At 72.8% G+C, this 25,625-nt stretch carries 29 protein-coding genes, 1 tRNA gene and 1 pseudogene; 12 read left to right on the forward strand and 19 right to left on the reverse strand.

Going from position 1 to position 25,625, the window contains the following annotated elements; genetic code table 11:
• Positions 1 to 109: 109 nt before the first annotated feature.
• Together EV384_RS02350 and EV384_RS02355 are read left to right on the forward strand one after the other, a co-directional pair.
• On the forward strand, positions 110 to 490 hold the full coding sequence (locus tag EV384_RS02350) for a hypothetical protein (RefSeq protein WP_130329693.1): 381 nt from the start codon (positions 110 to 112) through the stop codon (positions 488 to 490).
• Positions 487 to 1,449: a hypothetical protein gene (locus EV384_RS02355; protein WP_130329695.1), complete on the forward strand. Its 963-nt coding sequence runs from the start codon at positions 487 to 489 to the stop codon at positions 1,447 to 1,449. Before EV384_RS02350 ends, EV384_RS02355 begins: the two co-directional genes overlap by 4 nt.
• Positions 1,450 to 1,467: 18 nt before the next feature.
• Here EV384_RS02355 and EV384_RS02360 read toward each other — a convergent pair whose 3' ends face one another.
• Positions 1,468 to 2,238, reverse strand: a complete 771-nt coding sequence (locus EV384_RS02360) for a tetratricopeptide repeat protein (protein WP_130329697.1) — start codon at positions 2,236 to 2,238, stop codon at positions 1,468 to 1,470.
• A gap of 8 nt (positions 2,239 to 2,246) precedes the next feature.
• Positions 2,247 to 2,495 (reverse strand): hypothetical protein, encoded by a 249-nt coding sequence (locus EV384_RS02365; RefSeq protein WP_130329699.1) that lies wholly within the window; start codon positions 2,493 to 2,495, stop codon positions 2,247 to 2,249.
• Between the two features lie 301 nt (positions 2,496 to 2,796).
• Between EV384_RS02365 and EV384_RS02375 the strand changes: the two genes are divergently transcribed.
• Positions 2,797 to 3,180: a hypothetical protein gene (locus tag EV384_RS02375; protein ID WP_130329704.1), complete on the forward strand. Its 384-nt coding sequence runs from the start codon at positions 2,797 to 2,799 to the stop codon at positions 3,178 to 3,180.
• Here EV384_RS02375 and EV384_RS02380 read toward each other — a convergent pair.
• The 7 genes from EV384_RS02380 to EV384_RS02410 all read right to left on the reverse strand — a co-directional run bounded on the left by EV384_RS02380 (position 3,167) and on the right by EV384_RS02410 (position 11,066).
• Positions 3,167 to 4,693 carry a serine/threonine-protein kinase gene (locus EV384_RS02380; protein ID WP_130329706.1) on the reverse strand — a complete coding sequence of 509 codons (1,527 nt, stop codon included), beginning with the start codon at positions 4,691 to 4,693 and terminating at the stop codon, positions 3,167 to 3,169. The two genes, EV384_RS02375 and EV384_RS02380, sit on opposite strands and share 14 nt — an antisense overlap.
• Positions 4,694 to 4,723: 30 nt before the next feature.
• Positions 4,724 to 5,248 (reverse strand): hypothetical protein, encoded by a 525-nt coding sequence (locus EV384_RS02385; protein ID WP_130329708.1) that lies wholly within the window; start codon positions 5,246 to 5,248, stop codon positions 4,724 to 4,726.
• 158 nt (positions 5,249 to 5,406) lie between these two features.
• Positions 5,407 to 8,979: an adenylate/guanylate cyclase domain-containing protein gene (locus tag EV384_RS02390; protein WP_130329710.1), complete on the reverse strand. Its 3,573-nt coding sequence runs from the start codon at positions 8,977 to 8,979 to the stop codon at positions 5,407 to 5,409.
• On the reverse strand, positions 8,976 to 9,812 hold the full coding sequence (locus tag EV384_RS02395) for an MBL fold metallo-hydrolase (RefSeq protein ID WP_130329712.1): 837 nt from the start codon (positions 9,810 to 9,812) through the stop codon (positions 8,976 to 8,978). Before EV384_RS02395 ends, EV384_RS02390 begins: the two co-directional genes overlap by 4 nt.
• Positions 9,813 to 9,930: 118 nt before the next feature.
• Positions 9,931 to 10,392, reverse strand: a complete 462-nt coding sequence (locus tag EV384_RS02400; RefSeq protein ID WP_130329714.1) for a RidA family protein — start codon at positions 10,390 to 10,392, stop codon at positions 9,931 to 9,933.
• A 5-nt stretch (positions 10,393 to 10,397) separates the two neighbouring features.
• Positions 10,398 to 10,553 carry a Sp36 family protein gene (gene sp36 / locus EV384_RS02405; protein ID WP_013289021.1) on the reverse strand — a complete coding sequence of 52 codons (156 nt, stop codon included), beginning with the start codon at positions 10,551 to 10,553 and terminating at the stop codon, positions 10,398 to 10,400.
• Positions 10,554 to 10,598: 45 nt separating this feature from the next.
• Positions 10,599 to 11,066, reverse strand: coding sequence for a hypothetical protein (locus EV384_RS02410; protein ID WP_130329716.1), 468 nt, complete (start codon positions 11,064 to 11,066; stop codon positions 10,599 to 10,601).
• A 189-nt stretch (positions 11,067 to 11,255) separates the two neighbouring features.
• Here EV384_RS02410 and EV384_RS02415 point away from each other — a divergent pair, with 189 nt between their 5' ends.
• From EV384_RS02415 to bagB, 3 genes are read left to right on the forward strand one after another with little or no spacing between them, the layout of a single operon-like run.
• Positions 11,256 to 11,855: an Rv0361 family membrane protein gene (locus tag EV384_RS02415; protein ID WP_130329718.1), complete on the forward strand. Its 600-nt coding sequence runs from the start codon at positions 11,256 to 11,258 to the stop codon at positions 11,853 to 11,855.
• A 26-nt stretch (positions 11,856 to 11,881) separates the two neighbouring features.
• Positions 11,882 to 12,847: an ATPase BagA gene (gene bagA, locus EV384_RS02420; RefSeq protein WP_130329720.1), complete on the forward strand. Its 966-nt coding sequence runs from the start codon at positions 11,882 to 11,884 to the stop codon at positions 12,845 to 12,847.
• A gap of 54 nt (positions 12,848 to 12,901) precedes the next feature.
• Positions 12,902 to 14,053, forward strand: coding sequence for an ArsA family ATPase (bagB, locus tag EV384_RS02425; RefSeq protein ID WP_207232220.1), 1,152 nt, complete (start codon positions 12,902 to 12,904; stop codon positions 14,051 to 14,053).
• A 10-nt stretch (positions 14,054 to 14,063) separates the two neighbouring features.
• Here the strand turns inward: bagB and EV384_RS02430 are convergent, their stop codons facing one another.
• The gene (locus tag EV384_RS02430; RefSeq protein WP_130329724.1) at positions 14,064 to 14,384 is read right to left on the reverse strand and encodes a WhiB family transcriptional regulator; all 321 of its coding nucleotides are present in this window, start codon (positions 14,382 to 14,384) and stop codon (positions 14,064 to 14,066) included.
• Between the two features lie 402 nt (positions 14,385 to 14,786).
• Here EV384_RS02430 and EV384_RS02435 point away from each other — a divergent pair, with 402 nt between their 5' ends.
• Positions 14,787 to 17,213, forward strand: coding sequence for a penicillin-binding protein (locus tag EV384_RS02435; protein WP_130329726.1), 2,427 nt, complete (start codon positions 14,787 to 14,789; stop codon positions 17,211 to 17,213).
• A 77-nt stretch (positions 17,214 to 17,290) separates the two neighbouring features.
• On the opposite strand, the gene EV384_RS02440 is transcribed toward EV384_RS02435, so the two are convergent.
• Positions 17,291 to 17,746 (reverse strand): GatB/YqeY domain-containing protein, encoded by a 456-nt coding sequence (locus tag EV384_RS02440; RefSeq protein ID WP_130329728.1) that lies wholly within the window; start codon positions 17,744 to 17,746, stop codon positions 17,291 to 17,293.
• A gap of 25 nt (positions 17,747 to 17,771) precedes the next feature.
• On the opposite strand from EV384_RS02440, the gene EV384_RS02445 reads away from it, so the two are divergent.
• Both EV384_RS02445 and EV384_RS02450 read left to right on the forward strand, forming a co-directional pair.
• Positions 17,772 to 18,665 carry a metallophosphoesterase gene (locus EV384_RS02445; RefSeq protein ID WP_130329730.1) on the forward strand — a complete coding sequence of 298 codons (894 nt, stop codon included), beginning with the start codon at positions 17,772 to 17,774 and terminating at the stop codon, positions 18,663 to 18,665.
• 83 nt (positions 18,666 to 18,748) lie between these two features.
• A tRNA-Pro gene (locus EV384_RS02450) sits at positions 18,749 to 18,825 on the forward strand.
• Positions 18,826 to 18,927: 102 nt separating this feature from the next.
• Here the strand turns inward: EV384_RS02450 and EV384_RS02455 are convergent.
• A pseudogene (locus EV384_RS02455) lies at positions 18,928 to 19,260 on the reverse strand (tyrosine-type recombinase/integrase); the annotation flags it as partial.
• 107 nt (positions 19,261 to 19,367) lie between these two features.
• On the opposite strand from EV384_RS02455, the gene EV384_RS02460 reads away from it, so the two are divergent.
• Positions 19,368 to 19,655 (forward strand): hypothetical protein, encoded by a 288-nt coding sequence (locus EV384_RS02460; RefSeq protein WP_074310625.1) that lies wholly within the window; start codon positions 19,368 to 19,370, stop codon positions 19,653 to 19,655.
• 155 nt (positions 19,656 to 19,810) lie between these two features.
• Here EV384_RS02460 and EV384_RS02465 read toward each other — a convergent pair whose 3' ends face one another.
• Entirely contained in the window at positions 19,811 to 20,974 is a 1,164-nt protein-coding gene (locus EV384_RS02465) for an IS110 family RNA-guided transposase (protein WP_130329734.1), read from the reverse strand.
• 408 nt (positions 20,975 to 21,382) lie between these two features.
• Between EV384_RS02465 and EV384_RS02470 the strand changes: the two genes are divergently transcribed.
• The gene (locus tag EV384_RS02470; RefSeq protein WP_130329736.1) at positions 21,383 to 22,051 is read left to right on the forward strand and encodes an HIT family protein; all 669 of its coding nucleotides are present in this window, start codon (positions 21,383 to 21,385) and stop codon (positions 22,049 to 22,051) included.
• Here the strand turns inward: EV384_RS02470 and EV384_RS34615 are convergent.
• Together EV384_RS34615 and EV384_RS02480 are read right to left on the reverse strand one after the other, a co-directional pair.
• Positions 22,021 to 22,224, reverse strand: coding sequence for a hypothetical protein (locus tag EV384_RS34615; RefSeq protein ID WP_165439855.1), 204 nt, complete (start codon positions 22,222 to 22,224; stop codon positions 22,021 to 22,023). The two genes, EV384_RS02470 and EV384_RS34615, sit on opposite strands and share 31 nt — an antisense overlap.
• An 88-nt stretch (positions 22,225 to 22,312) precedes the next feature.
• Positions 22,313 to 22,504 (reverse strand): hypothetical protein, encoded by a 192-nt coding sequence (locus EV384_RS02480; RefSeq protein ID WP_130329740.1) that lies wholly within the window; start codon positions 22,502 to 22,504, stop codon positions 22,313 to 22,315.
• A 64-nt stretch (positions 22,505 to 22,568) separates the two neighbouring features.
• Here EV384_RS02480 and EV384_RS35715 point away from each other — a divergent pair, with 64 nt between their 5' ends.
• Complete coding sequence (locus EV384_RS35715; RefSeq protein WP_242623906.1) at positions 22,569 to 22,712, forward strand: SDR family NAD(P)-dependent oxidoreductase; 144 nt, start codon at positions 22,569 to 22,571, stop codon at positions 22,710 to 22,712.
• A gap of 261 nt (positions 22,713 to 22,973) precedes the next feature.
• Here the strand turns inward: EV384_RS35715 and EV384_RS02490 are convergent, their stop codons facing one another.
• The 4 genes from EV384_RS02490 to EV384_RS02500 form a co-directional block, all read right to left on the reverse strand.
• Positions 22,974 to 24,188, reverse strand: a complete 1,215-nt coding sequence (locus EV384_RS02490; RefSeq protein WP_130329742.1) for an RNA polymerase sigma factor — start codon at positions 24,186 to 24,188, stop codon at positions 22,974 to 22,976.
• On the reverse strand, positions 24,188 to 24,568 hold the full coding sequence (locus EV384_RS02495) for a YciI family protein (RefSeq protein ID WP_130329744.1): 381 nt from the start codon (positions 24,566 to 24,568) through the stop codon (positions 24,188 to 24,190). The genes EV384_RS02490 and EV384_RS02495 overlap by 1 nt, the downstream gene beginning before the upstream one ends.
• A 190-nt stretch (positions 24,569 to 24,758) precedes the next feature.
• Entirely contained in the window at positions 24,759 to 24,905 is a 147-nt protein-coding gene (locus EV384_RS34620) for a hypothetical protein (RefSeq protein WP_165439856.1), read from the reverse strand.
• A gap of 204 nt (positions 24,906 to 25,109) precedes the next feature.
• Entirely contained in the window at positions 25,110 to 25,535 is a 426-nt protein-coding gene (locus EV384_RS02500; protein WP_130329746.1) for a hypothetical protein, read from the reverse strand.
• Positions 25,536 to 25,625: the final 90 nt, after the last annotated feature.

Here is a 25,625-nt window from a genome sequence, read left to right on the forward strand (position 1 = left end):
GACGACGGCGGGCGGAAGCGGGACGGCGCCGTCCAGACAGGACGCCGGCGGCTTGCCCGGGTCGCTACTGTGGCAGCGGGAGAGGCCGACCGAGGCACGGGGAGCGGCAGTGGAACTCGTTGCGCACCGCGTCGGAAGGCTGTGCGGCCAGGCTGTCGGCGGGCAGCTACGGGAACATGCCGAGCGGTACGGCGTCGTCGAGGTGCTGGACCGGATCGTCGCCGCCGTCCGGCAGGGACGGGTCGATTCGCACCTGGCGGAGGACCTCGACCGTCTCGACGCCGCGTTCGCCCGCAACGGCGTCGACGGGCTCACCACCGGCGTCCGTGGGTTCGAACCGTGGCCCGGCGGGGGCGGGCATCCGACGATCACCGCGTGGACCTGCCCGAGCCCGCGGCCGTGTCCCCGGGCAGTGCCGGTCGGCGACGGAGAGCGGCCCGGGTGCGCGCTGACCGGCGCACCGTTCGTGGAGACCCGGATCCCGTTGTGAACGCGTTCCTCGCCGAGCTGGGCAAGCAGTTGGTGACCCGGTGGACCGTCGCGCTGATGGTGCCGGGGGCGCTGTTCGCCGGTGCGGTGGTCCTGGCCCACGTCCTCGGCCACCAGCAGGCCGTCGACCTCCGGGCCCTGCCGGTCGGGCTGGACGGGCTGACCGCCACCCCGGCCGGTGGGCGCGGCACCGCGCTGCTGATCGCCGTGGCCGCGTTCCTGCTCGGCGCGGCGGCGGCCGGGCTCACCGCCCAGGCGGTGGGCGTCTTCGTCGCGTGGACCTGGAGCCTGGGCGGATCCGTGCCGGTGCTGCGCCGGCTCGTCGACCGGCGCCGCCGCCGGTGGGAGCAGGCGGACGCCGGGGTGGCGGAGGCGGAACGCGCGCTGCTGGTGGACACCGCCGACCCCGCGCTGCGCGCCCGGGCCCGGCGGGCCATCGCCCGCCGCGCGGCGGTCTGCCTCGTCGAGCCGGAACGCCCCACCTGGATCGGCGACCGGCTGCACGCGGCTGACGTCCGGGTGCACCGGAGCTACCGGGTCGACCTGGTGACCGTGTGGCCGCGACTGTGGCTGGTCCTCCCCGACGAGGTGCGCGGCGAGCTGGCGGCCGTCCAGGATCGGTGTGCGTCGGCGGCCCGGCTGGCCGGGTGGGGCGTGCTGTACGCCGCCCTCGGGGCTTTCTGGTGGCCTGCCCTGGTCATCGGCCTCGCGACCCTGCTCACCGCCCGGTACCGGGCGCGCCTGGCCGTCGGCGTCTACACCGACCTGGTCGAAGCCGCCGTGGACCTGCACGGCCGGGACCTGGCGGTCCAGCTGGGGCTGCCCTGCCCGGGCCCGCTCACCGCGGAGCTCGGGGAGCAGATCACCGCGATCGTCCGCAAGGACGACCTGGTGCCGCGCTCCCGGCGGGCGGTGTCCGCCGCGACGGCGCACCCGCCGCGGTCGATGCCGCACCCGTGACGCCCGGCCCTCGGGCCGTCACGGCTTCCAGGACGGGTTGTGCAGGATGGCCAGGTTCTGCCGCGCGGTCACCGCCAGGCTGTGGTCGCTGCCGACGTCCGGCATCGCATCGAGGATCTCCCAGTACAGGCCGATCGCCCGCTCCCGGTACCCGGCGAACGCCAGGGTCGCGGCCAGGTTGTTCCGCCGGCCGACCGTCCGGAGGTCGTCGCGCCCGTGGTTCTGCTCGCTGTGCCGGACGTTCTGTTCGTGCAGTGCGATGGCCTGCGCGTACTGGCCGGCCTGCTGGTAGCCCACCGCCAGGTTGTTGCGGAGGACCAGGGTGAGGTCGCCGTCGGAGCCGTGCAGGTGTTCGGCCGTGACCACGACCTCGCGCAGCACGTCCAGCCCGTCGTCGACGTCCCCGGCGGCGAGGTACGCCTGCCCCAGCGCGTTCCGGACCTTCAGCGTGTCCTCGTCGACCGGGCCGAACGCCTGCGCCGCGGCCTCCGCGAGGGGATGGAGCAGGGCGATCGCCTCGATGAAGCGTCCGCACCGACGGTGGTCCTCGGCGACGTCCAGCCGGTACGCCAGGGTGCTGCGGCTGTGCAGCGACTCGCGACCGAGGCCGGCCGCGCGCCAGACGTCGAGGGACGTCCGGGCCACGTCGAGCGGATCGGCGAGCTCCCGCGCGGGTGGCGGCGGCATGGCCGGCAGCGGTTCGGGTGGGCCCGCCTCCCGTACCGCCCAGGACGTGAGCAGCTCCCGCAGCGCCGCCGCGCCGGTGCCGCCGATGTGGAACCGGCACACCCCGTGGTCTAGATGCAGGTGCAGGGTCGCCCCGTCGCCGGTCCCCGGGGGACGGAACTCAGCATGATGGCGAACAGGTTGGGCCGGCGCACCTCCAGCCCGCGCAGGTCGGGCCAGCGGAAGGTCAGGAACCGGCGTAGCCGCCGGCGGAGGACGATGCCGGAGCGGTCGACGGCGGCGGTGAGCGCCCGCGTCTCGGCCGTCCGGTGTGGATGCCCACCGAGGTAGGTCACGTCGGGTATCGACAGCGCTGACATCCCGTTATCGTTCCATCCCGGAGCGGGGCTGAAAACGTTCCCAGGTCGCCGGGCCCGCCCCGGACGGCACGGCCCGGGGTACGGCGGGCGCCGCTTCGGCTCGCCCCGGTCCGGCTCGCCGACGCGGGCCAGCTCGCTCTTCGCCGCCGCCCGCGCGGCCTCCGGCACCCCCCCACGAGCGGCTGGGAGTCACCGACGCAGCGGGTCCCCTTCGCCGGCAGCGCCACCTTCAGCAGGTACGCATCGACCGCGGAACCGGTCCCGCGGTTGACAGCCGGATGACCTGAGCCATGCTTGTCGGGTGAGGTTGTTCCCCAAGCCCGACGCGCGCTTCCGGGCCGCCGCCGCGACGCTGGCCGCGGTCGCCCTGCTGGTGACCATGCTGATCTGGCGCCCGGACGGCATCCTGGCCGTGGTGCTGGCGCTGGTCCTCGTGCTGCTCGCGATGACGGCGGGCGTGGCCGTGACCGCGGCGCGGGAGAGCCGAGACGCCACGCCGACCGCCGCCCACCCACCGCCCGGGCAGCCGCTGCCCGGCGGCTACGGAGTGGACGCCGACACGCTGGAGGCGCTGGACCCGCGCGCGGTGCGGGACCGCCGGGGACTGGACGCGGACACCTTGGAGGCGCTGGACCCACGCGCAGTGCGGGACAGCCGGTCGGTGAACGGGATCAGCGACCGGTGAGCGTCGGCGCGGCCAGCGCGTCCACGCCGCGCCCGGCCAGACAGCGGTAGGTCCGGTCGCCGTCCGACCCGGCCGGTGGCAGCACCTCCAGGTTCCAGCCGGCCTGGTACCGGATGCCGCTGGTGAGCCGGAACGTGCGGGCGTTGCAGACGCCGCGGATCAAGGGGTCGGCGCTGACCGCCGCGTGCCCCGCCCCGACCAGCGCATCCGGCAGCTCCCCCTCGGCGTAGGTCTCCCAGGTGTGCCGGCCGTCGCAGGGAATCCGGGCCGCCTCCGCCCGGGCACCGCGCAGCCGGACCGGCCCGAAACACTCCAACCCGGACGCACAGCGGGCGCCCGCCGGCAGGTTGACGCCGGACGAGCCGACCCGGCAGCCCGGCAGCACGTCCGCTCCGCCGCCCGACACGCTGACCCCGGTGGCCACGGGCGTCGGCGACACCACGGCCGGCGCGCCCCCGGCGAGCCACGCGCCGACGCTGGCGGAGGCGCCCAGCGCGAGGACCCCGGCGCCGCCCAGGAACCACCGCCGCCGCCACCGCCGCACCGGCGTCGGCACCGTCGGGTGCGCGTCCTCCGTCGGCGGGCGCTGGGCCGGCTGCCCCGTCCGGCCGACGGTGTGCGGACCGGTGGCGCCGCCGCTGACCGGGATGCCGGAGACCGGGGCACCGGAGACCGGCGCGGCGCCCGGGTCGAGCGGGAGCCCGGCGAGCAGCCCGCGCAGCTCGACGGCGGACGGCCGCGAGCCGGGGTCGTTCTCCATCCCGGCCCGCAGCACGTCGACCAGCTCCTCCGGCACGCCGGGCAGCCCGGGAACCGGCTGCTGGAACATCTCCAGCACGGTGACCAGGCTCGGGTTGCGCTCGGACTGCCAGCGCGGTGGCCGGCCGTGCATCACCGCATAGAGGGTCGCGCAGAGCGCATACACGTCGACCGCCGGTGAGGGCGGGCTGTGGCTGAACATCTCCGGCGGCGCGTACGCCGGGGTGAGCACCTCCAGGGTGACCGAGGCGTCCCGCACCTCGGCCAGCACCGCCAGCCCGAAGTCGGCCAGCACCGCCGGGTTGAAGTGCGAGTAGAGGATGTTGGCGGGCTTGACGTCCCGGTGCAGCACTCCGGCCGCGTGCGAGTGGGCGAGCGCGTCGGCGATCTTGACGCCGAGGTCACGGGCCTCCGCCGGGCCCAGCGGCGAGGTCCGCATCCGCTCCGCGTACGACCCGTCGCAGAGCTCCATGATCAGGTAGGGGTGCTGGTCGACGGTGACACCGACGTCGAAGAGGTCGACCACGTGCGGGTGGGACGACATCTTCCCGGCGGCCCGCGCCTCACGCAGGAAGCGCGCCTGGTCCCGCTCGCTGTCCAGGGTGCGGTTCTCCACCTTGACCGCGACCTCGCGCCCCACCGAGATCTGCGTGGCCCGGTAGACGGTGGCGTAGCCGCCCCGGGCGAAGACCTCCAGATCGGTCAGACCGGGCACGATGGGGAGCCGACGGGCGCCGGGCGGGGTGTCGGTCACGGCTCGAAAATACCTGTCTCCACCGTCGGCTCAGTGGACCGGACCAGCCGCCGGCGCGCTACCTGCGGCGTCGTCCGCCGCCGCGGACCCGGCCGGGGCGTCGCCGTCGGCCGCGCCGGCCTGCTCAGCCGGATCGATGCCGTCCACCGCCGGCGCGGCACGACGGGCGTCCCACCAGAGGCCCACCGCGGTGGCGACCGCGCCCAGCCCCTCCCAGGCGGCGACCCCGAAGAACCGGCCCGGGGCGACGTCGGAGAGCACCGCGATGGTGAAGACGGTGAACGTGACCAGCCGGAAGACCACCGTGAAGCGGTAGAAGGGCCGCCACTCGGTCGCGGTGGCGAGCAGGTAGTAGACGCCCATGTTGAACGCGGCCATCGAGGACGCGGTGAGGAACGTGCCGGTGTAGTCACCGGCCGCGCGGGTGGCCGGCACCTCGAAGCCGAGCAGCCGCAGCTGCGCCTCCGGCCAGATCAACCCGAGCGCACCCAGCAGCAACGCGAGGACGCCGAAGACGGCCATCGTCCAGCCGGCGCCGGAGCGCGGCAGCCTCATCTGTCCTCCCCAACCCGCGACCACCACCGTGGACGGCCGTCTCGATCAGACACACGCTAGCCGCCACCCCCGACGCCCACATCCCCGGAACCGCCAAACCTCCGGCCGCCCCGGCCGGGCGCTCAGTTCCCACCAGGGTCGCGGGTGTGGGGCGCGCGTCAGAGGAGGGCGAGGCGGGCGCGGAGGGCGTCGGCGGCGGAGCGTTCGCTGCGCTGCTCGGTGGCGTACGCCAGGCGTACCGCATCGTCGGCGCTGGCCAGGGCCTCGACCGGGCGACCGCAGGCGGCCAGCGCCTGGGCCAGCACCATCGCGGCGACGACCTGGCTGCGGACGTCCTCCGCCGGGGCGACCACCGCCCGTTGCGCCCAGTCCAGCGCCTGCTCCCGCTGGCCGTGGGCGAGCAGCGCGGAGGCGTACCGGGCCATCGTCTGCCGGCGGGAGAAGAGCAGCGACGGGCTGTTCGCGGCGGCGGTGGCGACCGGGGCGAGCAGCCCCACCGCGGTCGCCGAGTCACCCGCCGCGAGCCGGGCCATCGCGAGCAGCACCCGCGGGCCCACCTGCGCGGGGGCCTGCGGGTTGTGCGGCTCGACGCTGGTCAGCACCGCGCGGGCGCTCCGCTCGGCGGTGTCGCAGTCGCCCAGGTCCAGCGCCACGAAGCCGCGCAGCGTGCCGGCCATCCCGGTGAGCAGCGGGTGCGACGTCCGCTCGGCGTACACGAGCGCGTCGGTGAGCAGGTCGGCCGCGTGCTCCGGCTCGCCCAGCCCGCGCGCCACCACACCCCGGACGACCAGGGCGAAGCCCTGCCCCCAGTCGTCGGAGACCTCGGCGAACTCCCGGTACGCCCGCCGCGCCGCCCGGTCCGCCTCGGCCAGCTCACCCAGCTCGGCGGTGGCGTACGCCTCGACCGCGCGCAGCGTGCCGACCGCCCACGCCTCGCCGACCCGCTCCCCGAACGGGAGGAAGACCTGCGCCAGCCGGCAGGCCTCCCGCAGCCGGCCGGCGAGCAGCCGGGCGAACGCGGTGGTGCCACGCAGCCAGGCCCGGCCGTACGGGTCCTTCAGCCCGGCGAAGAGCCGGGCGGCCCGGCCGAGCACCGCGTCGGTGCCGGCGAAGTCGCCCCGCGTGGTGGTCACCCAGGCCAGGTTCTGCAACGACCAGGCCTGCCCGCGCGGGTCCTTCGCGGAGAGGCTGACCTGGTAGGAGGCGGCGAGCCGGCTGCTCGCCTGACCCAGCCGGCCGGCGATGAAGTCGGCCATCCCGAGCCGGCGCATCGCCGAGGCGCGCAGCGTCGGCAGCTCACCCGCCGTGGCCACCTGCAACGCCTCCTGCCAACAGCACTCCGCCCGGCCCTGGTCACCGAGGGTCTGGTGGGCCTGCCCGGCGAGCAGCAGCGCGCTGGCCCGGGTCGCCGCGTCGCCGGCGTTGGCGGCGATCTTCTCGGCGAAGGCGAGCGCGTCGGCCGGGCGGCCGATCTGGAGCAGCGCCCGGGCGTGCACCACCCGGTCGGCCAGCGGGACACCGTCGCGGGCCAGCTCGGCGGCGCGTTCCGCGTACTCGACGGCGAGGGCCGGCTCCCCGGCGCGCAGCGACCGGCGGGCGGCCCGGCCCAGCGCGGCGACCCCGAGCGGGACGACCGCGCGGGCCGGCGCGTCCGGGCGGAGCTTCACCGCGTCGGCGAGCGTGGCGGCCCGCTCGACGTGCTCGGCGACGAAGTCGTCCCGGGCGGTCCCGGTGAAGCCGCCGGGCGTGCCGCCCGTCGGGTCGGCGCCGGAGGTCTCGGCCGCGGCCCAGCGGACCAGCGCGGCGTGCCGCTCGGCCAGCTCCGCCTTGCTCACCCCGGCGTACGCGGCCTCCCGCATCAGCGGCGTCGCGAACGCGTACCCGGTGCGGGTGCGGTGCAGCATGCGGCGTTGCAGCAGCTCCTCCACGGCCCGGTCCAGCTCGACCGCGACGACCGCCGCCGGTCGGCCGTCCCGCCCGGCGCGCTGCTCGCGGAGCGCCTCCAGGGTGCCGGCCGGCACGGTGTCGCCGACCACCGCCGCGTCCCGCAGCACCGAGCGGGCGTCCACCGGCAGCGCGTCGATGCGGGCCGCGAGCACGGCGGCCAGGTCCCGGGAGAGCAGCCGGCTGCCCAGCGAGCCGGGGACCAGCCGCCAGCCGGCGTCCGCGCCCGCGGTCAGGGCGCCGCGCTCGCGGAGCAGGGTGACCAGCTCGGCCAGGTAGAACGGGTTGCCCTGGGCGGTGGCGAGCAGCCGGTCCGCGTCGGCCGGCGGCAGCTTCCCGCCGTTGAGGTAGCTGGTCAGCAGCCGGGCGGCGTCGGCGCCGCGCAGCGCGGGCAGCGCGTGCACCTCGGCGTCCGCGACCCGGGTCAGCGCCCCGGCGGTACGCACCAGCTCGGGGCGGCCGAGCAGCAGCACCAGCACCGGGCCGCTGAGCCGGTTGAGGGTCAGCGCGAGCGCCTTGATGGTCTCGGCGGTGGCGTCGTGCAGGTCGTCCACCACGATCACCAGCGGCGCCTCGACGGCGAGCCCGCTGAGCAGCCCGGCGACCGCGTTCGGCACCGCCTCGGCGTCCGGCGGCGGGGCGGCGGCGTTCCACTCGCCGTTCTCGGCGGCGGCGGGGAGTTCGGCGTACCCGAGCAGGGCCAGGAGCTGGTCGGTGGCGATCGGGGGCGGGTCGCCGGGGAGCCGGCCGAGCCGCTGGCCGAGCCGGCGTAGCCGCTCCTCCACGGCCGGCCGGGTGAGCGCGGTGGCCGCGTCATTGGGCAGGCCGACGGCCGCCCGGACCAGGTCGGCGAGCGGGGCGAGCCGGCGGCGTTCGCCGAACGCGGCGCAGCGGACGGAGAGCACCCGGGCGCCGGTGTGCGCGGCGTACCGGCCGGCGCCGACGTCGTAGCCGGCGGCGAGGCGTTCCACCTCGGCGGCGAACCGGGACTTGCCGATCCCCGCCTCGGCGGTCATCAGCAGCACCCTCGGGTCGCCCCGGTCGATCACCTCGGCGAGCCGGCCGGCGACCCGGCCGATCTCGGTCTCCCGGCCCACGAAGGGCGCCTCGTCGCCGAGGCCGGACCGGGTGCCCGGCGCGTCGAGCAGCCCCAGCAGCTCGTACGCCTCGACCGGCTCGCGCTTGCCCTTGAGCCGCAGCGGGCGCAGCGCCCGCCAGGAGGCGACGTGCCGGGTGGCGGCGGAGGTGCGGGCGCCGGCGTAGACCGCGCCGACGGCGGCGGCGTCGGCGAGCCGGGCGGCGGTGTTCACCGTGTCGCCGATGACCGTGTACTCGATCGCGGCCTGGATACCGGCGATCACGTCGCCGGTGTTGAGGCCGACCCGCAGGCCGAGCGGCGCGCCGCCGCCGCGCTCGTCGTCGAGCACCCGGCGGACCGCCCGCTGCATCGACAGGGCGGCCCGGACCGCGCGTTCGGCGTCGTCCTCGTGGGCGACCGGCGCGCCGAAGACCGCCATGATCCCGTCGCCGGTGAGCTTGTCGACGTGCCCGCCGAAGGTCTTCACCGCGCCGGCGAGCGCGGCGAGCACCCGGTCGGTGACCGCGCCGACCCGCTCGGGGTCCAGGTCCTCGGACCAGGAGGTGAAGTCGGAGAGGTCGCCGAAGAGCACGGTGACCACCCGCCGCTCGGCGGCGGGGAGCGTGGCGGCGGCCGGCAGCGCCGCGCCGCAGTTGTGGCAGAACCGCGCGCCGGGTACGGCGACGGTTCCACACACCGGGCAGGTCACGGCTGCTTCAACTCCGCACCCCCGGCGCCGGATTCCCGCGGCTCGACCCCGAGGTACTCCAACTGGGCCCGGACCGACCATTCGGCGGCCCACCAGAGCGACCGGTCGACGTCCGCGTAGACCCGCTCGACCACCTCCGGCGCGGTGGTGGCGCCCGCGTCGACCGCCGCCCGGACCTGGTCGAGCCGGGCCCGGCGGTGGGCGAGGTAGAACTCGGCGGCGGCGCCGCAGTCGGCCAGCGCCGGGCCGTGGCCGGGCAGCGCCGGGATCCCCCGGTACGTCGAGAGCAGTTCCAGGCTGGCCAGGTAGTCACCGAGGTGACCGTCCGGGTGGGCGACCACGGTGGTGCCGCGCCCCAGGATGGTGTCGCCGGTCAGCACCACCCGCTCGTCCTCGTGCTCGACCAGGAAGCAGACGGAGTCGGCGGTGTGTCCGGGGGTGGGGAGCAGGTGGATCGCCACCCCGAAGCCGCCGAGGTGCCCACCGGGCGCGGTCAGTGGCTCGCCGCCGATGGTGTGCGCCGGGTCGGCGGCGAGCACGTGGGCACCGCCGAGCAGTTCGTGCAGGCGGGCGGAGGCCTCGGTGTGGTCCGGGTGCCCGTGGGTGATCAGCACGAGCCCGACCGGTCCGTGCGCCACGATCCGGGCCAGGTGGTCCTCGTCGGCCGGCCCGGGGTCGACCACCACGGCCGGCTCACCGGGGGCCGCCCGGAGCACCCAGGTGTTGGTGCCGTCGAGCGTCATCGGCCCCGGGTTCGGTGCCCGCAGCAGCGTCACCCACCCGGGTAACTCGTCGGCCAGCGCCCCCGCCGCCCCGGTCACATGCCCGCCCATGCCAGCGATCGTACGACCCCGCCCGCCAGTCCCCGCGATCTTGCAGTTCCGGCCCCTGATTCGTGCCCGTTCAGGGCTTTCGTCGGGGCGACATCTGCAAGATCGCGGGTACGGAGCGTCAGGCGACCTCGACGATGACCTCTACCTCGACGGGGGCGTCCAGGGGGAGTTCGGCGACACCGACCGCGGAGCGGGCGTGCCGGCCGGCCTCGCCGAAGACCGCGCCGAAGAGGTCGGAGGCGCCGTTGATGACGCCCGGCTGGCCGGTGAAGCCGGGCGCGCTGGCGACGAAGCCGGTAAGCTTGACGATCTTGACGACGTTCTCCAGGCCGACCAGCGAGTCGATCGCGGCCAGGGCGTTCAGCGCGCACCGCTGGGCCAGGTCCTTCGCCTGCTCGGCGGAGACCCCGGCGCCGACCTTGCCGGTGGCGAGCAGCTTGCCCTCCGCCATCGGCAGCTGGCCGGAGACGTAGACGTGCTGCCCGGACTGGACGGCCGGCACGTAGCTGGCCACCGGCGGCACCACCTCGGGCAGGCTCAGGCCGAGTTCCGCGAGCTTCGCGTGCGGTCCGTTGCTCATGCCGCTCAACCCTTCGGGCGCTTCAGGTAGGCGACGAGCTGCTCCGGGTTCGGGCCGGGAACCACGGAGACCAGCTCCCAGCCGTCCTCGCCCCAGTTGTCGAGGATCTGCTTGGTCGCGTGGACCAGCAGCGGGACCGTGGCGTATTCCCACTTCTGCATCGGGTGAAGGCTCCCTTGCCTGGCATGGACACTTCCAGGCACAGACTACGGTCCGGACGGCGGCCTGGGTGCGGGACGCTGCTCGGGCGCCACGGGCAGCTCACCGCAGGGGCCAGCGTGGTCGTAGCGCTGCGGGCACCGGCCGCGGTCTGGCAGCAGCAGGTCGCAGAAGACCCGGTGCCGGTTGTTCTGGTCGTCGGCGGCGGAGACCGTCGTCTCGCCGGCGTCCAGCTCGCTGAGGAAGCCCAGCGAGGTGGCGACGGTGCCGGCCAGCGCGGTGGCCGCCGCCAGGTCGGCGACCCGGACCGGCAGGTGGATGACGTACCCGGGCTCCTCCTCGTCACGCCCCCGCTCGCCGGGGCGGACCAGCGCGCGGATCACCTCGGCCGGCTCGACGCATCGGCGGTACGACCGCTCGTTGAACGGCAGGCCGGGGAGCTCGGCGTCGCCGGGCCGGCGGGCCCGGTCACCGGGCGGGAACTGGGCTCGAGGAATGTTCTCCGCGCGGCACATGACCCGTTTGGAAGACGGCGGCCGCTTCACGTCCACGGCTGGTGAGGGCGCCGCGGACCCACGCGGGGCTGGCAAGTCGCCCATCGACCGCTACCCTTCCCGTCGGACGGGCGACCACGCTCGCCCGCCACGCTCGATCACGCGTTCGCCGCCTGGGGCGGCGACGGCGCCGCACCCCCGGGGGAAGACATGACCCAACCGCCCATCGGTGGCGCCACCGGCTCGCCCGACGGCCCGTTCCGCGCGGAGCCGCCGGCCGGGGCCGTGCCGGCCACCGCACCGGCCCCCGGCGCGTTCCCGCCGCCGGCCGCGGGCTTCCCGCCGTACCAGAGCCCGGCGCCGCCGAAGAAGCGGCGCGGCCTGCTGATCGCCTCGATCGTGCTGGCCGCCGCCATCCTGCTCTGCGGCGGCGGCGGCACGGCCGCGTTCCTCACCCTGCGCGACACCGAGGACGGCCAGGGCGCCAAGGAGCCGGCGGTCGCCGTGGACGGCTTCCTCACCGCCGTCTACAAGGACCGGGACGCCAGGAAGGCGGCCACCTTCGTCTGCTCCGCCTCCCGGGACGACAAGAAGATCACCGGCAAGGTCGCCGAGGTGCAGAAGTACGCGGCCGAGTACCAGAACCCGCGCTTCCGCTGGACCACCCCGAAGGTCGACAACCAGACCGGCGACCGGGCCACCGTCACCACCAAGGTCACCATGACCACTTCCGACGAGAAGGTGGCCGACCAGGAGCTGCGCTTCACCGTGGTGCGGAAGACAGGTTGGTGGGTCTGCGAGGTCGCCTGAACCCGGCGGCTGGATAGGCTCGACGGGTGCGAGCAGCTGAGCAGCGGGGCGACACCTGGCCGGCCCGCCTTCACGTGGTGACCGGCAAGGGCGGCACGGGCAAGACCAGCGTGGCCGCGGCGCTGGCCCTCGGCCTGGCCGCCGGCGGCCGGCGCACGCTGCTGGTCGAGGTGGAGGGGCGGCAGGGCATCGCCCAGCTCTTCGGCACCGACCCGCTGCCGTACGAGGAACGGCACCTGGCCGACGCCCCCGGCGGCGGCGAGGTGCGGGCCCTGGCGGTGGACGCCGAGGAGGCCCTGCTCGAGTACCTGGACATGTTCTACAAGCTCGGCGCGGCCGGCCGGGCGCTGCGCAAGCTCGGCGCGATCGACTTCGCCACCACCATCGCGCCGGGCCTGCGGGACGTGCTGCTCACCGGCAAGGTGAAGGAGGCGACCACCCGCACCAGCGGTCAGCGCCGGACGTACGACGCCGTGGTCCTGGACGCGCCGCCGACCGGGCGGATCGGCCGGTTCCTCAACGTCACCGCGGAGACCGCCCGGCTGGCGAAGATGGGTCCGATCAAGACCCAGAGCGACGGGGTCTCCGCGCTGCTGCGCTCCCCGATGACCGCGGTGCACGTGGTGACGTTGCTGGAGGAGATGCCGGTCCAGGAGACGGTGGACGCGATCACCGAGCTGACCCAGCTCGGCTTCCCGGTCGGTCGCGTGATCGTCAACGGCGCCCGGCCACCGGTGCCGGCGGGGCGGGCGTTGAGCCAGGCCGAGCTGAAGCGGGGCCTGCTCGCCGCCGGCCTGCCCGCCGACCGCGACACCGTGGCCGGGCTGGCCGGGGAGGCCCGGGACCAGCTCGTCCGCCGGGAGCTGGAGGATTCGCTCCGCGCCGAACTGGTGGAGCTGGGCGTGCCGTTGACCGAGCTGCCGCTGCTGCCCGACGGGGTCGACCGGGCCGGGCTGGAGACGCTGGCCAGGGTGCTCGTCCGGGCGGATTGACTCACACCTGCGGCCGGCACGGAGCAGAGACACCCCTCAGCCCGATACGCTCGATTGGTGCCTTCCGAAGACGCGGCGCCACCGCTGGACGTCGACCAGATCCTCGCCGACCCCGGCGTACGGATAGTGGTCTGCTGCGGGGCGGGCGGAGTGGGCAAGACGACCACGGCCGCCGCGCTGGCGCTGCGCGCCGCCGAGCGGCACGGCCGGCGGACGGTTGTGCTCACCATCGACCCGGCCCGCCGGCTGGCCCAGTCCCTCGGCCTGACCGAGCTGGACAACACCCCGCGCCAGGTCAAGGGCATCGACGTCGAGGTCAGCGGCGGTGAGCTGCACGCCATGATGCTGGACATGAAGCGCACCTTCGACGACGTGGTGCTCCAGCACACCGACCCGGCGAAGGCGGCGGAGATCTTCGCCAACCCCTTCTACCAGGCGATGAGCTCGACCTTCGCCGGCACGCAGGAGTACATGGCGATGGAGAAGCTCGGGCAGCTGCACGCCCGGGGCGAGTGGGACCTGATCGTGGTGGACACCCCGCCGTCCCGCTCGGCGCTGGACTTCCTCGACGCCCCCGCCCGGCTCTCCCGCTTCTTGGACGGGCGGATGCTGCGGCTGCTGCTGGCCCCGGCGCGCAGCGGGGGGCGGAGCATGTTCAGCCTCGTGACCGCCAGCTTCGGGATGTTCTCGAAGGTCGTGCAGAAGGTGATCGGCGCGCAACTGCTCACCGACCTGTCCGGCTTCGTCGCCGCGCTGGATTCCATGTTCGGCGGCTTCCGGCAGCGGGCCGAGCAGACGTACCGAATCCTGCAGGCGCGGGAGACGGCGTTCCTGCTGGTGGCGGCGCCCGAGCCGGACGCGGTCCGGGAGGCCGCCTACTTCGCCGGGCGGCTGCGGGAGGAGCGGATGCCGCTGGCCGGCCTGGTGCTCAACCGGGTCCACCGTCCGGCCGTCACGTCGCTCGACGCGGCGGAGAGCCTGGCCGCCGCGGAGCGGCTGGCCGAGCTGAGTGGCCACGAGGGCACCGCCGACGTGCTGCGGGCCCACGCCGCGCTGGCCCAGCAGGCGGTACGCGAGCAGCGGGTGGCGGCCCAGTTCACGGAGGCGTTCCCGGCGGTGCCGGCGGTGTCGGTGGCGGCGCAGCCCGCCGACGTGCACGACGTCGACGGGCTGCGGACGATCGGCGCGGCGATCAGCCGGGCCTGAGGCGCGGCGGTCAGTTCGCGGCGGTCACCAGGACCTTGTCCTTGCCGGCCTTCTCCTTGGCGTTCTTCTTCATGGCGGCCTCGAACATCTTGCGCCAGCTCGTCACCTGCGGGTGACGGCGCAGCAGCGCCCGGCGTTCGCGTTCGGTCATGCCGCCCCACACCCCGAACTCGATCCGGTTGTCGAGCGCATCGGCCAGGCACTCGTACCGAACTGGGCAGCTCCGGCAGATCCTCTTCGCCACGTTCTGTTCGGCGCCCTGTACGAACAACGCGTCCGGGTCCCCGTTCTGACATGCCGCCAGCGACGGCCAGTCAGTGATCATGCCCATGTGTACACGTCCCCCCTTGCAGTACCTACCGACTTCGCGCGACCAGCCGTCGATTCCCCCCGGTCGTCCGGCCCGTCCTTCCCCAAGGAGGCACGGACGACGTGTGGCTCTGTCGCCGCCACCATCATGCTCTGTAGTCACCTGATTACGCAACGTTGTCGGCGAAATCCATCATTCCGGACACTCCCGGCTTCCCGGGCCTTCACCCGCCGTCTACCCGGCCGAGGTCCGTGAAAACGCTGCGCGGCTCCCCCGTTCGGAGGAGACTCGTCGGCGGGTTCACGCAACCACGCACCGGGGTTCGTGCGTTTAGCACAACGAGGTCGGCGCGCGCAGGAAATGGGGAAAGAACGCCCCAGCGCCCCTCGTTCCCTACTCGCGTACCCTGTCGAGGTGACCTGGATGCGGAAACGTGACCACAATGTGCTGACCAACGCCGCATCGCTACTCATCTGTGGCCTGTTGGCCGGCGTGGTGGTCGCGGCGGCGGCCTTCCCCGCGGTGGCGATGTCCGGGCTGGCCGCCAAGGCCGGCGCCGAAACCTTCGGCGCGCTGCCCAACGAGTTGACCGTGGCCCGGGCGCCGCAGATCACCTATCTGCTCGCCTCGGACGGCAAGACCCCGCTCGCCACGATGTACGACGAGAACCGCAAGGACGTCAAGCTCAAGGACATCTCACCCTTGATGCAGAAGGCGATCATCGCGGCCGAGGACCACGACTTCTACAAGCACAACGGCGTCGACCTCAACGGTGTCGCCCGGGCGTTCGTCAACAACCAGTCCGGTGCCAACTCCCGCCAGGGCGCGTCGACGCTGACCATGCAGTACGTCCGGCTCGCCATCGCGTACTCGGCGACGCACCCGGCCGACGTGGTCGCGGCGACCGAGGACACCAGCGCCCGGAAGCTGCGCGAGATGCGCTACGCGCTCCAGATCGACAAGGAGCTCACCAAGGACGAGATCCTGGAGCGCTACCTGAACATCGCGGCCTTCGGCAACGGCGCGTACGGCATCTTCGCGGCCAGCCAGGTCTACTTCGGCAAGCCGCCGAGCAAGCTCGACATCCAGGAGTCGGCCATGCTCGCCGGCATGGTCAAGGCGCCGACCGCGTTCGACCCGACCACCAGGGCCGGTTACCCGGAGGCGGTGGCCCGGCGGGACTACGTCATCCAGAACATGGCCGACATCGGGGCGATCACCCAGGCGGAGGCCGACCAGGCCAAGAAGATCAAACTGAAGGTCAACAACAAGCGCACCCCGAACGGCTGCGTCGACACCAACCAGCGGACCTGGGGCTTCTTCTGCGACTACTTCTACCGCTGGTGGCTGCAGCAGGAGACGTTCGGCTCGACCTCGTACGACCGGGAGCGCCGGCTGAAGAGCGGCGGCTACACCATCACCACCACGCTCGACGTGCAGGCGCAGAAGGGCGCCGACAAGGCGGTCCGCAACCACCTGGGCGAGAACAGCAAGGCGGCCCGGATGGTCGCGGTCATCGAGCCGGGCAGCGGCCGGGTGCGGGCGATCTCGGTGAACCGGAACTTCGAGATCGACAATCCGGACAACCCGAAGAACAAGATCTCCAGCGACCCGAAGAAGGCCAAGAAGAAGATCCTGGGCAACTACCCGAACACGGTCAACCCGCTGGTCACCGGCGGGCCCGGCATCACCGGGTACCAGGCCGGCTCGACCTTCAAGATGTTCGCGCTGGTGGCGGCGCTGGAGAAGGGCATCCCGCTCAGCTACACCATCAACGCGCAGCCGCAGTTCAAGTCGGAATACATCATCGATTCGAGCAACCCGGCGGCCTGCAAGGGCACGCACTTCTACTGCCCGAAGAACGCCAGCGCCAGCATGACCGGCGTGCACAACATGTGGAGCGCGTTCGGCAAGTCGGTGAACACCTACTTCATCCCGCTCCAGCAGCAGGTCGGCGCGGAGAACGTGGTGAAGGTCGCCCAGAAGCTCGGCATCACCTTCCGCGCACCCTCGGACGCCAGATTCGCCTCGACCAAGGACTACGCGCACCAGTGGGGCGCGTTCAGCCTCGGCGTCTCCCAGACCACCCCGCTCGAGCTGGCCAACGCGTACGCGACGCTGGCCGCGGACGGCAAGTACTGCGAGCCGATCCCGGTCCAGGAGATCCGCGGCCCGGACGGCGACAAGCTGGACATCGCCAACCCGCACTGCGAGCAGCGGATCAGCACCGAGGTGGCCCGGGCCGCCGTGGACGCGGCCCGCTGCCCGGTCGGTGACAGGTCGTCGACCTCGAAGTGCACCGGCGCCACCGCCGGCAACGTCCGCGGCATCGTCAAGGCGCCGGTGGCCGGCAAGTCCGGCACCACCGACTCGGACAAGACCTCCGCCCTGGTCGCGATGACCAAGCAGTACGCGGTCGCCGGCATCATGGCCGACCCGGACTGGCCGCAGACCAACCAGAAGATGGGCCACGACGTCCCGAACGGCATCAACCCGGCGGTGTACGAGACGCTGCGCGACGCGATGAAGAACAAGGAGCGGATCGAGTTCACCCCGCCCAGCGGGAAGATCATCCTGGGTGACCAGCGCTCCATCCCCGACGTCAAGTGCCAGCCGATCGACGCCGCCAAGTCGCGGCTGCGCGGCGCCGGGTTCGACCCCGTCGTCTCCACCAGCAAGGTCGCGTCGAGCTGCCCGAAGGACACCGCCGCCGGCACCAGCCCGGACGGCCGCACCATCAAGGGCGGCGTGGTCACCATCGAGGTGAGCGCCGGTGGCGGGGCCACCCCCGGCGGCGACGCCACTCCGCCCGGCACACCGCCGACCCGCCCGGGGCGACCACGCGGCTGATCCGTGACACGGACGGGCGGGCACCCCACGAGGGGGTGCCCGCCCGTTTCGCGTACGTCCGGCGGCAGCCGGTCGGGTCAGAGGCCGAGCTGTCGGCGTACCTCGGCGGCGACGCGACCGCCCTCGGCCCGGCCGGCCACCGCGGTCTGGGCCGCCTTCATGGCCGGGCCCATCTGCGCCTTGCCGGTGAAGCCGCCCGCGGCGAGCGCCCCCGCGACCAGCTCGGCCAGCTCGTCGTCGGAGAGCTGCTTCGGCAGGTAGCGCTCCAGCACCTCACCCTCGGAGGTCTCCTTCGTGGCCTGCTCGGCGCGGCCGGCGTCGGCGAAGGCGGTGGCGGCCTCGCGCCGCTTCTTCGCCTCCTTGGTCAGCACCGCGAGCACCTCGTCGTCGGTGAGCTCGCGCTTGGCCTTGCCGGCGACCTCGGCGTTGCCGACGGCCGCGAGGGCCATCCGCAGCGTGGAGGTGGTCAGCTCGTCGCGCGCCTTGAGAGCGGCGCGCATGTCTGCGGTGAGGCGGTCCTTCAGCGTGCTCATGGACGGTCAAACTACCCTGAACGCCATGCGAAAGCGCACACTATTCCGGCTTGCCGCCGGCACCGTCGCCGCGGGCGTGGCCACCCTGGCGTACGCGTCGCTCGTCGAACGCAACATGTTCACCCTCCGCCGGTACGACGTGCCGGTGCTCCCGGCCGACGCCGAGCCGCTGCGCGTGCTGCACCTGTCGGACCTGCACATGATGCCCGGCCAGCGGCGCAAGCAGGACTGGGTGGCCTCGCTGGCCGCCCTCGACCCCGACCTGGTCGTGGTGACCGGGGACAACATGGCCCACCCCGACGCCGTCCCCGGCGTGCTGCGGGCCCTGCAACCGCTGCTCGACTTCCCGGGCGCGTTCGTCTTCGGCTCGAACGACTACACCGGGCCGGTCTGGAAGAACCCGTTCACCTACTTCCTGCCCGACCGGGAGTACACCGAGGGCGCGGCGCTGCCGTACGAGGAGCTCCGGGACGTCTTCACCGGCGCCGGCTGGGCCGACCTGAACAACGCCCGGACCACGGTGAAGGCCGGCGGCCGGGAGGTCGAGCTGGTCGGCGTCGACGACCCGCACATCGAGCGGGACGACTACGCCGCGGTGGCCGGCCCGGCGTCCGGCTCGGCCGAGCTCGCGATCGCCCTGGCCCACTCCCCCGAGCCGGCCGTCCTCGACCAGATGGCCGCGGACGGCTTCGGGCTGCTGCTCGCCGGGCACACCCACGGCGGCCAGGTCTGCGTGCCGGGCTACGGCGCGCTGGTGACCAACTGCGGGCTGCCCCGCTCGATGGCCCGCGGCCTGCACCGCTGGCCCGGCTCGGACTCGTGGCTGCACGTCTCCGCCGGGCTCGGCACGCACCCGACCGCGCCGGTGCGCTTCGCCTGCCCGCCGGAGGCGAGCATCCTCACCCTGATCCCCCGCTGAGGTCCGGGGCCGGTCCGGCCCAGGGGCGGGGGGTACCGAGTTTGACCATCGGACCGGGTGGGCTACTATTTGTCGGCACGCCTCGGGGTGTGGCGCAGCTTGGTAGCGCGCTTCGTTCGGGACGAAGAGGTCGTCGGTTCGAATCCGGCCACCCCGACCAGAGGTAACAGCAGTTCAGGGCCGGTTTTCCATTGAGGGAGACCGGCCCTGATTTGCATCTCGGGACCACTCGGGGAGAAATCTGGGAGAAGATCTTGAGCCTTCACTCTCCCACCTCTCCCCGCGCCGCCAGCAGTTGATCCAGCGCCGCCACCGGCGACCCCGGAGCCAGCGCCCGCCGCCCGTCCAACGCCGCCGCCCACAGCTCCGTCAGCCCGTCCAACAGCCGTCGGCGCATCTCCGCCGTCACGTGCGAGTATCGGGCCTGCACCGACCCGTCCTCGTGCCCCATCCGCTCATCCATCAGCTTGGGAGGCGTGCCCAACTCCTCCATGAGGTTCTTGTGGGTATGCCGCAGCCCGTGCGGCGTCGGGCCCGGAGCGACCGGCACCCAGCACGCATCCGCCCGCGCTTGGGCGTCCCGGCCCACGCACGGTCAACCCAAGGGGTGAGAGCAGATCAAGGTCGCTCCTCGTGGCCGTTCGCGTTACGGGGCAGTTGTCGTGGCGCGATCGAGCGCAGTCCGGGATAGCCTTGGCGTATATGGCTACCTATCGCAGCGCCTCAGTGCTTCTCTCCTCGGACGGCACCAGGACCCCCGGCACCGCCGCGCTCTTCGCCGAGCCCGCCCGCAAGGGTGGGACCCCGCCGTGGGCAGGCGACTTCCGACCCGCCAACAGCGCCGGCAATGGCCCCAAGAACGCCGTCGGGAAGACCTTTACGTTGGAGCTGCCCGACGGCAGCACCGGCAAGGTCGTGGTCCAGAGCCTCAAGAGCGGGAAGGGAGGCGTCGTGCTGGCGTTGATGGGCGAGGACGCACCCCCCTTCTGATCAGGAAACTGATCGCCGCCGACGCCACCGGCTGGAGACGGCCGGTATTTTGACCCTGCCGATGTCAATGCGTTCGGACAGCTGCCGGGCGCATTGCCTCACCCGTGGCTGGGCGTCGACGAAGGTCAGGTGTACTGATCTGGCACCCCTCTGTGTCAAGTGATGATCAAGAGGGGTGTTCTAGGCTGGGGTTCGGCGGGTCCGGGAAGTGACTTTTCCGAAGTGTCGATCTCGGGGTTCAGATCGGCCGCGCTGGATTGCAGAGTCGCCCCCGCGTGTCCTCCCGGGCCCGTCCTGACCAGCTTCGTGTCGGCGACCATCTGCCGGTAGACGATGTCGGACAGGCGCCGCTTCAGTGCCCGTAGGGCCTCCATCGAGGTCTTGCCCTCGGCCAGTCTGCGCCGGTGGTAGCGGCGCCCTGCGGTGTCACGGCGCAGCTGGACGATGGCCATGATGTGAAGCGCCCGGTTGATGCGCCGGTTCCCGGCTCTGGAGAGCCGGTGCCGGTTCTGCTCGCCGGACGAGGCGTCGATCGGTGCGGTGCCGTTCCACGAGGCAAAGTGGGCGCGGCTGGTGAACCGGGCAATGTCTGCGATGTCGCCGAGCAGGCGGGCCGCGCCGGACGGTCCGATGCCGGTCAGGTCCATCAGCCGGCTTCCGGTGCTGTTGACCAGGTCGGTGAGCTCCTGTTTCGCGATTTTGATCTTCTTGTCGATGACGACGAGCTCGCCGATCAGCTCGGAGGCCAGCCGGCGACGGGTCTTGCCGACCACGTCGCGCGGGCGAACAGTGCCCAGCAGGGCGCGGGCCTGCTGGGCGGACAGGTCCTTCTTCGCGCCGCCGGGCACCAACTCGAGTAGCAGGTGATGCAGCCGGGAGACCACTTCGGTGCGGGCCCGGCCGAGCTGGTCACGCCGGTCGACCAGCAGCCGTAACGCGACCGTGGTGTCGTCGGTGACGACCTGCCGCAGACCTTCGGTGCGCAGGGCGACCACGGCGACGCTGCGGGCATCGACCGGGTCGGTCTTGCGGCCCTGGCCGGTGGCGAACACGCGGGCCCGGGCGGACAGCTTCGCGGGAACGTCCACGACGGTTTCGCCGTCGGCGACCAGGCGTTGAGCGACGTGCCGCCCGATGCCGTTGCAGCCCTCGACCGCCCAAAGGCGGTCTTTGTGCTTGCGGCCGGCGGCGAGCATGGCCTGGTAGCCGTCGCGGTCGGTGCCGAACCGGCCCTGCCCGACCGTCTTCTCCCGCGCGTTGATGATTTCGATGGTGGCGGAACGCTTGTGCGGGTCCACGCCGATGATGACCTGAGCCATCCTGTCCTCCCTCGATCCGACGGTGTTCGTCGACGGGAGGGCAGCGCTACCTTGAGCCGGGCAGTCCCCTCTTGAGCCTCTCTCCGCCGCGGTGACCGGCGGGGCGCACGCCAGATGAGAGCCACACCAAACAGCGGTGGGCAGCCGCGATGAGAGCGACCCCACCGGTCACCTCGACCAAGCCTGGCCGGGCTGCGGTCGTACCACCAGTCAACAGGTAGCCGCGATCCGTGCGTTACATAAGGTGACGTCGGAGACTGCCGATCGGTGTCCGGGACTGCCGAAGAGCGGATGTTCGGGCTCACCCGGGCCACCGAGCGTGGGGTGCCGGGCCTGCTCCGGACGGCGCCCGGCCGGCACACTGAGCTTCTAGATATGAAGAGTCTCTGTCGTACTAGTCTGCGGATCATGGCCTTGCAACCGGATGAGTTCTATGACCACGCAGTCGCCGCTGCGGATAGCGCGCGCCGGCTCCCGCTGGCACGTATGACGGGGTGGGAGATCAGTCCGTTCGAGCCGGACGGGCTGCGCGTCGCGCCGCTGCGCCCGCCGGTTCTGCCCGAGGCAGCGCGGCACGGCGAGGACCCATCGGACTGCAACGTCTGTCGCAACCGGGACGAAGGAATCTGGTTCGACGACCACTGGCGGCTGGCCCAGATCACGGGAGTCGGCGTGCCGCTGGTGCTCATGCTATATCCGCGCGATCACTACGACATGGCGGACCTGCCCGATGAGCTGGCCGCCGAGCTGGGACTGTTAAGCACACGGATCGTCCGCCACATGCAGGCACTGCCGCACGTCTCGCGGGCCCACGTCTACCGCATCGGAGACGGTGCTGCACACCTGCACATCTGGTTCTTCGCCCGGCCCGAGGGACAGGCCCAGCTGTACGGGTCGTGGCTGGTCGTCTGGGACGACCTCTTGCCGGAGTACCCGGCGGACGTGGCGGAGGCAGACGCTGCGATCGTGGCGGACGCGTTGGTCGCCTCTTACGGAGGCCGCCGGTCGGCCACCAGCGAATCGCCAGCCGATCCTGGGCGACTGGATCAAACGGCGATGACCCACGAGCCGAGGTGACCGATGCCGACAACCTCGGCGTCCTGCACCCAGAGCCGCGGGGTGTCGTGGACCCGCGCGGCCGACAGGTGAGCGCCATGAATGCGACTCGCGCGAAGTACGACCTCGACGATCAGGAACTCGCTGACGTGGCCGTCCTTCTCGGCCGCCCCGTCACACGGATCGTCGCCCATTGGTGATCACACGGGCCTCATACTCGGTTCGAAGGTTGATCGAATGCACGCTCATGCCGCGTAGCGCTCGTCACGTAAGGTAACCAGCTCACGGGTGCCGCGGTTGAACCGCTGGATTGATGCCGGCGTGCTCGACCAACTCCACCAGATCCTGCTCGAGCTGCTCGACGGCTACCCGCCTATTGCCGGCCGTCGGGGCCGGCCACGGCAGCGTTTCGACGTGCTGCTGGCCGAGCCAGGGCGTCTGGCCCAGGACGCTCAAGGCCTGCGATCGATGCACGTGGTCTTTTCACCGCGCCCGAGGCCGAGGAGGTACTGCGGGCCACCCTGCCCGCCCTGCGGCCTTGCACGGCCGGATCGTGCAGGTCAGCTCGCTGACCGGGCAGTTCGCGTGGGCGTCGTCCGGGCTCTACTCGGCCTCGAAGGCGGCCGTCGAGCTGCTCAGCGAGGCGCTCGCCGCGGAAGTGGCCCGGCCGGCGTGCGGGTGACGGTCGTCGAACCCGGCACGTTCGCGACCGACTTCGCCAGCACCGCCCACGTCGTCACGCCCGACGAGGTCTACGCGCCGACCGTGGGCGAGTTTCTCACCGGGTTCTCCGCGCTCCCGCCGTCCGCGTTCGGGGATTCGGCGGACGCGATCGTCGCGATCGCCGGCATGGCGGAGCCGCCGCTGCGCCTGGCCGACGGGGCCGACGCGATCGACGGCATCCGGGCCGCACTCGAATCCCGGCCGGCCGCGCCGGAGAAAGTTAGCCCAGCGCGGCCGCCTTGCGCAGCAGCACTGAGCGTTCGCGCTGGTTGGCGCACAGCCGGGCCGCCAGCTCCAGCTCGGCGCGTGCCTCCGGTCGCCGGCCGAGGCGGGCCAGCAGCTCCCCGCGTACGGTCGGCACCAGATGCGAACCGGGGAGCCGGTCCAAGGCGATCAGCTCGTCCACGATGGCCAGGGCTTGCGCCGGCCCCGAGGCCATGGCCACGGCGACGGCCCGGTTGAGCTCGACCACCGGCGAGGGCGCGACCCGGCCGAGCGCCTCGTAGAGCACCACGATCCGGTCCCAGTCGGTCGCCTCGACCGAGGGCGCCGACGCGTGGGCGGCGGCGATCGCGGCCTGCAGGCCGTAGGGGCCGAGGCCGCGAGTCGATGCCTTGGCCAGCGCGGCCCGCCCACGGCGGATCGCCGAGAAGTCCCACCGCCGCCGGTCCTGGTCCTCGAGCAGGACCGGCGAACCGTCCGGGCCGGTCCGGGCCGGGAAGCGCGCGGCCGTCAGCTCGCACAGCGCGAGCAGGCCGTGCACCTCCGGCTCGTCCGGCTGCAGCGCGGCCAGCGTGCGGGTCAGCCGGATCGCCTCGTACGCGACGTCGGGGCGCAGTAGCCGGTCGCCCGACGTGGCCGTCGACCCCTCGGTGAAGATCACGTAGAGGACGCTGAGCACGCCGCCCAGCCGCCCCCGGCGCTCGCCGGCCGGCGGCAGCTCGAACGGCACCCCGGCCGCCGCGATCGTCTTCTTGGCCCGGGTGATGCGGGCCTGCACGGTCGGCACGGGTACGAGGAACGCGCGGGCGATCTCCTCGCTGGACAGGCCGCCGACCACGCGCAGGGTCAGCGCCACCCGGGCCTCGGGGGAGAGCACCGGGTGGCAGCTGACGAACATCAGCGCCAGGACGTCGTCGTCGATCCTGTCGGGGTCGATTTCCTCGTCGACCGCCGGGTCGGTCGCCAGCAGGGCGTATCGGTCCTGCAGGGCGGTCCGGCGGCGGATCGCGTCGATCGCCCGCCGCCGGGCCGTGGCCATCAGCCAGCCGGCCGGATTGGCCGGAGAGGCGAGCGGCCACGACACCAGCGCCTCGGCCACGGCCTCCTGGGCCGCGTCCTCGGCCAGCCCGAAATCGCCGGTGAACCGGGTCAGCGCGGCGACGATCCGCGCCGACTCGATCCGCCAGACGGCCTCGACGTCGGCCGTACCCATCAGCGCTGGACGGTGCTGTCCTGCGGGACCTCGTCCTCCTCGGGCACCCGCCGGATTTCGATCTTGGACCCGGGGGCCGCCGGGACCCGCTTGGCCCACTCGACCGCCTCCTGTTTCGAGGCGACGTCGAGCAGGAAGAAGCCCCCGAACAGTTCCTTGGTCTCTCCGTACGGCCCGTCCGTGACCACCGGGGCCTCGCCGCTGAAGTCGACCACGGCGCCCTGGCCCGGATCGTCCAGCCCTTCGGCCCCGAGGAGAACGCCGGCCTTCATCATCTCCTCGATGAAGAGGCGGGTCCTGGCAATCCCCTCCTCGATCGAGGCCATCATGGCGGCGTTCGACTCATCGGTGCCCCGCATGATCAGCATGTACTTCGGCATCGCGTTCTCCTCATCCGGCGGGGCCGCCTCTCAGCCCTCGCACCCACACGTCGAACGAGCGGCCCGCGGATCGACACGGCCCCGGAGAAATCTCTCGCCGCGACGCAGCCGAATCCGTCCGACCCGCGTTTCGCCCGTCAGACCTGGCCCTGAGCGATGGCTGACGCGGACGCCCTGCTGATCAAAAAGCTTATCGTCGCAGCTTTAGAAAGGCGGCGACGCTCACACGGATCTGCGGAAACCATTCGGTACGCGTCTCGCGTACGAACCCCGTGAAGTCGGCGAACGAGGCTCCGTCGATGACGAGCACGGGGAGGGCATCGCTCTGGTTGGTCACGATGCAAGTATGGGCAACGACCCACAGCATCCGGATCTGCCGCGATCCGCGTGGCGGCACTGATCTGGTCCACTGCGGTCTATGCCTTGCAGGTGGGGTCGTCGCTCGGTCTCAGGTCTTGTCCGTCTCGCCTCGGGAGCGCGGCGAGCACGGCGAGGGTGTGCTCGTGCCCGCTGTCAGGACCTCCAGGTCCGCCGTGCCTCGTCATCTCTGACGCTTCGGCCAACTGACGTCGAGCACGTAGACGCTCACGTCGAATTGCGGTGCCACCTCCGTGGCCCAGCGCCGCATGTCGTCGAGGAGCTCCTGCTTGTCGGCGTACTTCCGCGAGCTGGAGGTCCGTTGTTCGGGCGGAAGCCAGTACACGAGGTAGATGCCGTGCCGCTGGTTGGTCGCTGCGAGGTATCGCTGCACGAGCTGATCCCGCAGTGCGGTGGGCACCTCGTCGTTGTTGACCAGCTTCGCCTCAATAATCGCTTCGGCGACTCCGATGGGCGCGGTGTGGGTCGGGGTGCCTGCGGTCAGGTCGATGCGCGTGCCGGAGCCCTTGACCGCGATGCGTTCGACCTGGGGCTCCCGGGCGAGGATGACGCGGTCCCGACCGAGATGGTCCGTCAGGCGGCGCCGCAACCAGTCGGTGATGTCGTCCTCGCCGCCGAGCTTCTGGCCGACCCGCTACCTAGTCTTCGAGCCGAAATCCGCTGCGGACTGAACGCGGCG

The organism is Micromonospora kangleipakensis (assembly GCF_004217615.1).
Taxonomy (GTDB): Bacteria; Actinomycetota; Actinomycetes; order Mycobacteriales; family Micromonosporaceae; genus Micromonospora; species Micromonospora kangleipakensis.

Bases quoted from the DNA above. Each gene is read 5' to 3' on its own strand.
- EV384_RS02490 (WP_130329742.1), bottom strand. From the start codon at position 24,188: ATGGGTACGGCCGACGTCGAGGCCGTCTGGCGGATCGAGTCGGCGCGG.
- EV384_RS02400 (WP_130329714.1), bottom strand. From the start codon at position 10,392: ATGAGCAACGGACCGCACGCGAAGCTCGCGGAACTCGGCCTGAGCCTG.
- EV384_RS34615 (WP_165439855.1), bottom strand. From the start codon at position 22,224: ATGGGCGACGATCCGTGTGACGGGGCGGCCGAGAAGGACGGCCACGTC.
- EV384_RS02415 (WP_130329718.1), top strand. From the start codon at position 11,256: ATGACCCAACCGCCCATCGGTGGCGCCACCGGCTCGCCCGACGGCCCG.
- EV384_RS02430 (WP_130329724.1), bottom strand. From the start codon at position 14,384: ATGGGCATGATCACTGACTGGCCGTCGCTGGCGGCATGTCAGAACGGG.
- EV384_RS02440 (WP_130329728.1), bottom strand. From the start codon at position 17,746: ATGAGCACGCTGAAGGACCGCCTCACCGCAGACATGCGCGCCGCTCTC.
- EV384_RS02385 (WP_130329708.1), bottom strand. From the start codon at position 5,248: ATGAGGCTGCCGCGCTCCGGCGCCGGCTGGACGATGGCCGTCTTCGGC.
- sp36 (WP_013289021.1), bottom strand. From the start codon at position 10,553: ATGCAGAAGTGGGAATACGCCACGGTCCCGCTGCTGGTCCACGCGACC.
- EV384_RS02495 (WP_130329744.1), bottom strand. From the start codon at position 24,568: ATGCCGAAGTACATGCTGATCATGCGGGGCACCGATGAGTCGAACGCC.
- EV384_RS02460 (WP_074310625.1), top strand. From the start codon at position 19,368: ATGGCTACCTATCGCAGCGCCTCAGTGCTTCTCTCCTCGGACGGCACC.
- EV384_RS02395 (WP_130329712.1), bottom strand. From the start codon at position 9,812: ATGGGCGGGCATGTGACCGGGGCGGCGGGGGCGCTGGCCGACGAGTTA.
- EV384_RS02465 (WP_130329734.1), bottom strand. From the start codon at position 20,974: ATGGCTCAGGTCATCATCGGCGTGGACCCGCACAAGCGTTCCGCCACC.
- EV384_RS02435 (WP_130329726.1), top strand. From the start codon at position 14,787: ATGCGGAAACGTGACCACAATGTGCTGACCAACGCCGCATCGCTACTC.
- EV384_RS02470 (WP_130329736.1), top strand. From the start codon at position 21,383: ATGGCCTTGCAACCGGATGAGTTCTATGACCACGCAGTCGCCGCTGCG.
- EV384_RS02410 (WP_130329716.1), bottom strand. From the start codon at position 11,066: ATGTGCCGCGCGGAGAACATTCCTCGAGCCCAGTTCCCGCCCGGTGAC.
- EV384_RS02365 (WP_130329699.1), bottom strand. From the start codon at position 2,495: ATGTCAGCGCTGTCGATACCCGACGTGACCTACCTCGGTGGGCATCCA.
- EV384_RS02445 (WP_130329730.1), top strand. From the start codon at position 17,772: ATGCGAAAGCGCACACTATTCCGGCTTGCCGCCGGCACCGTCGCCGCG.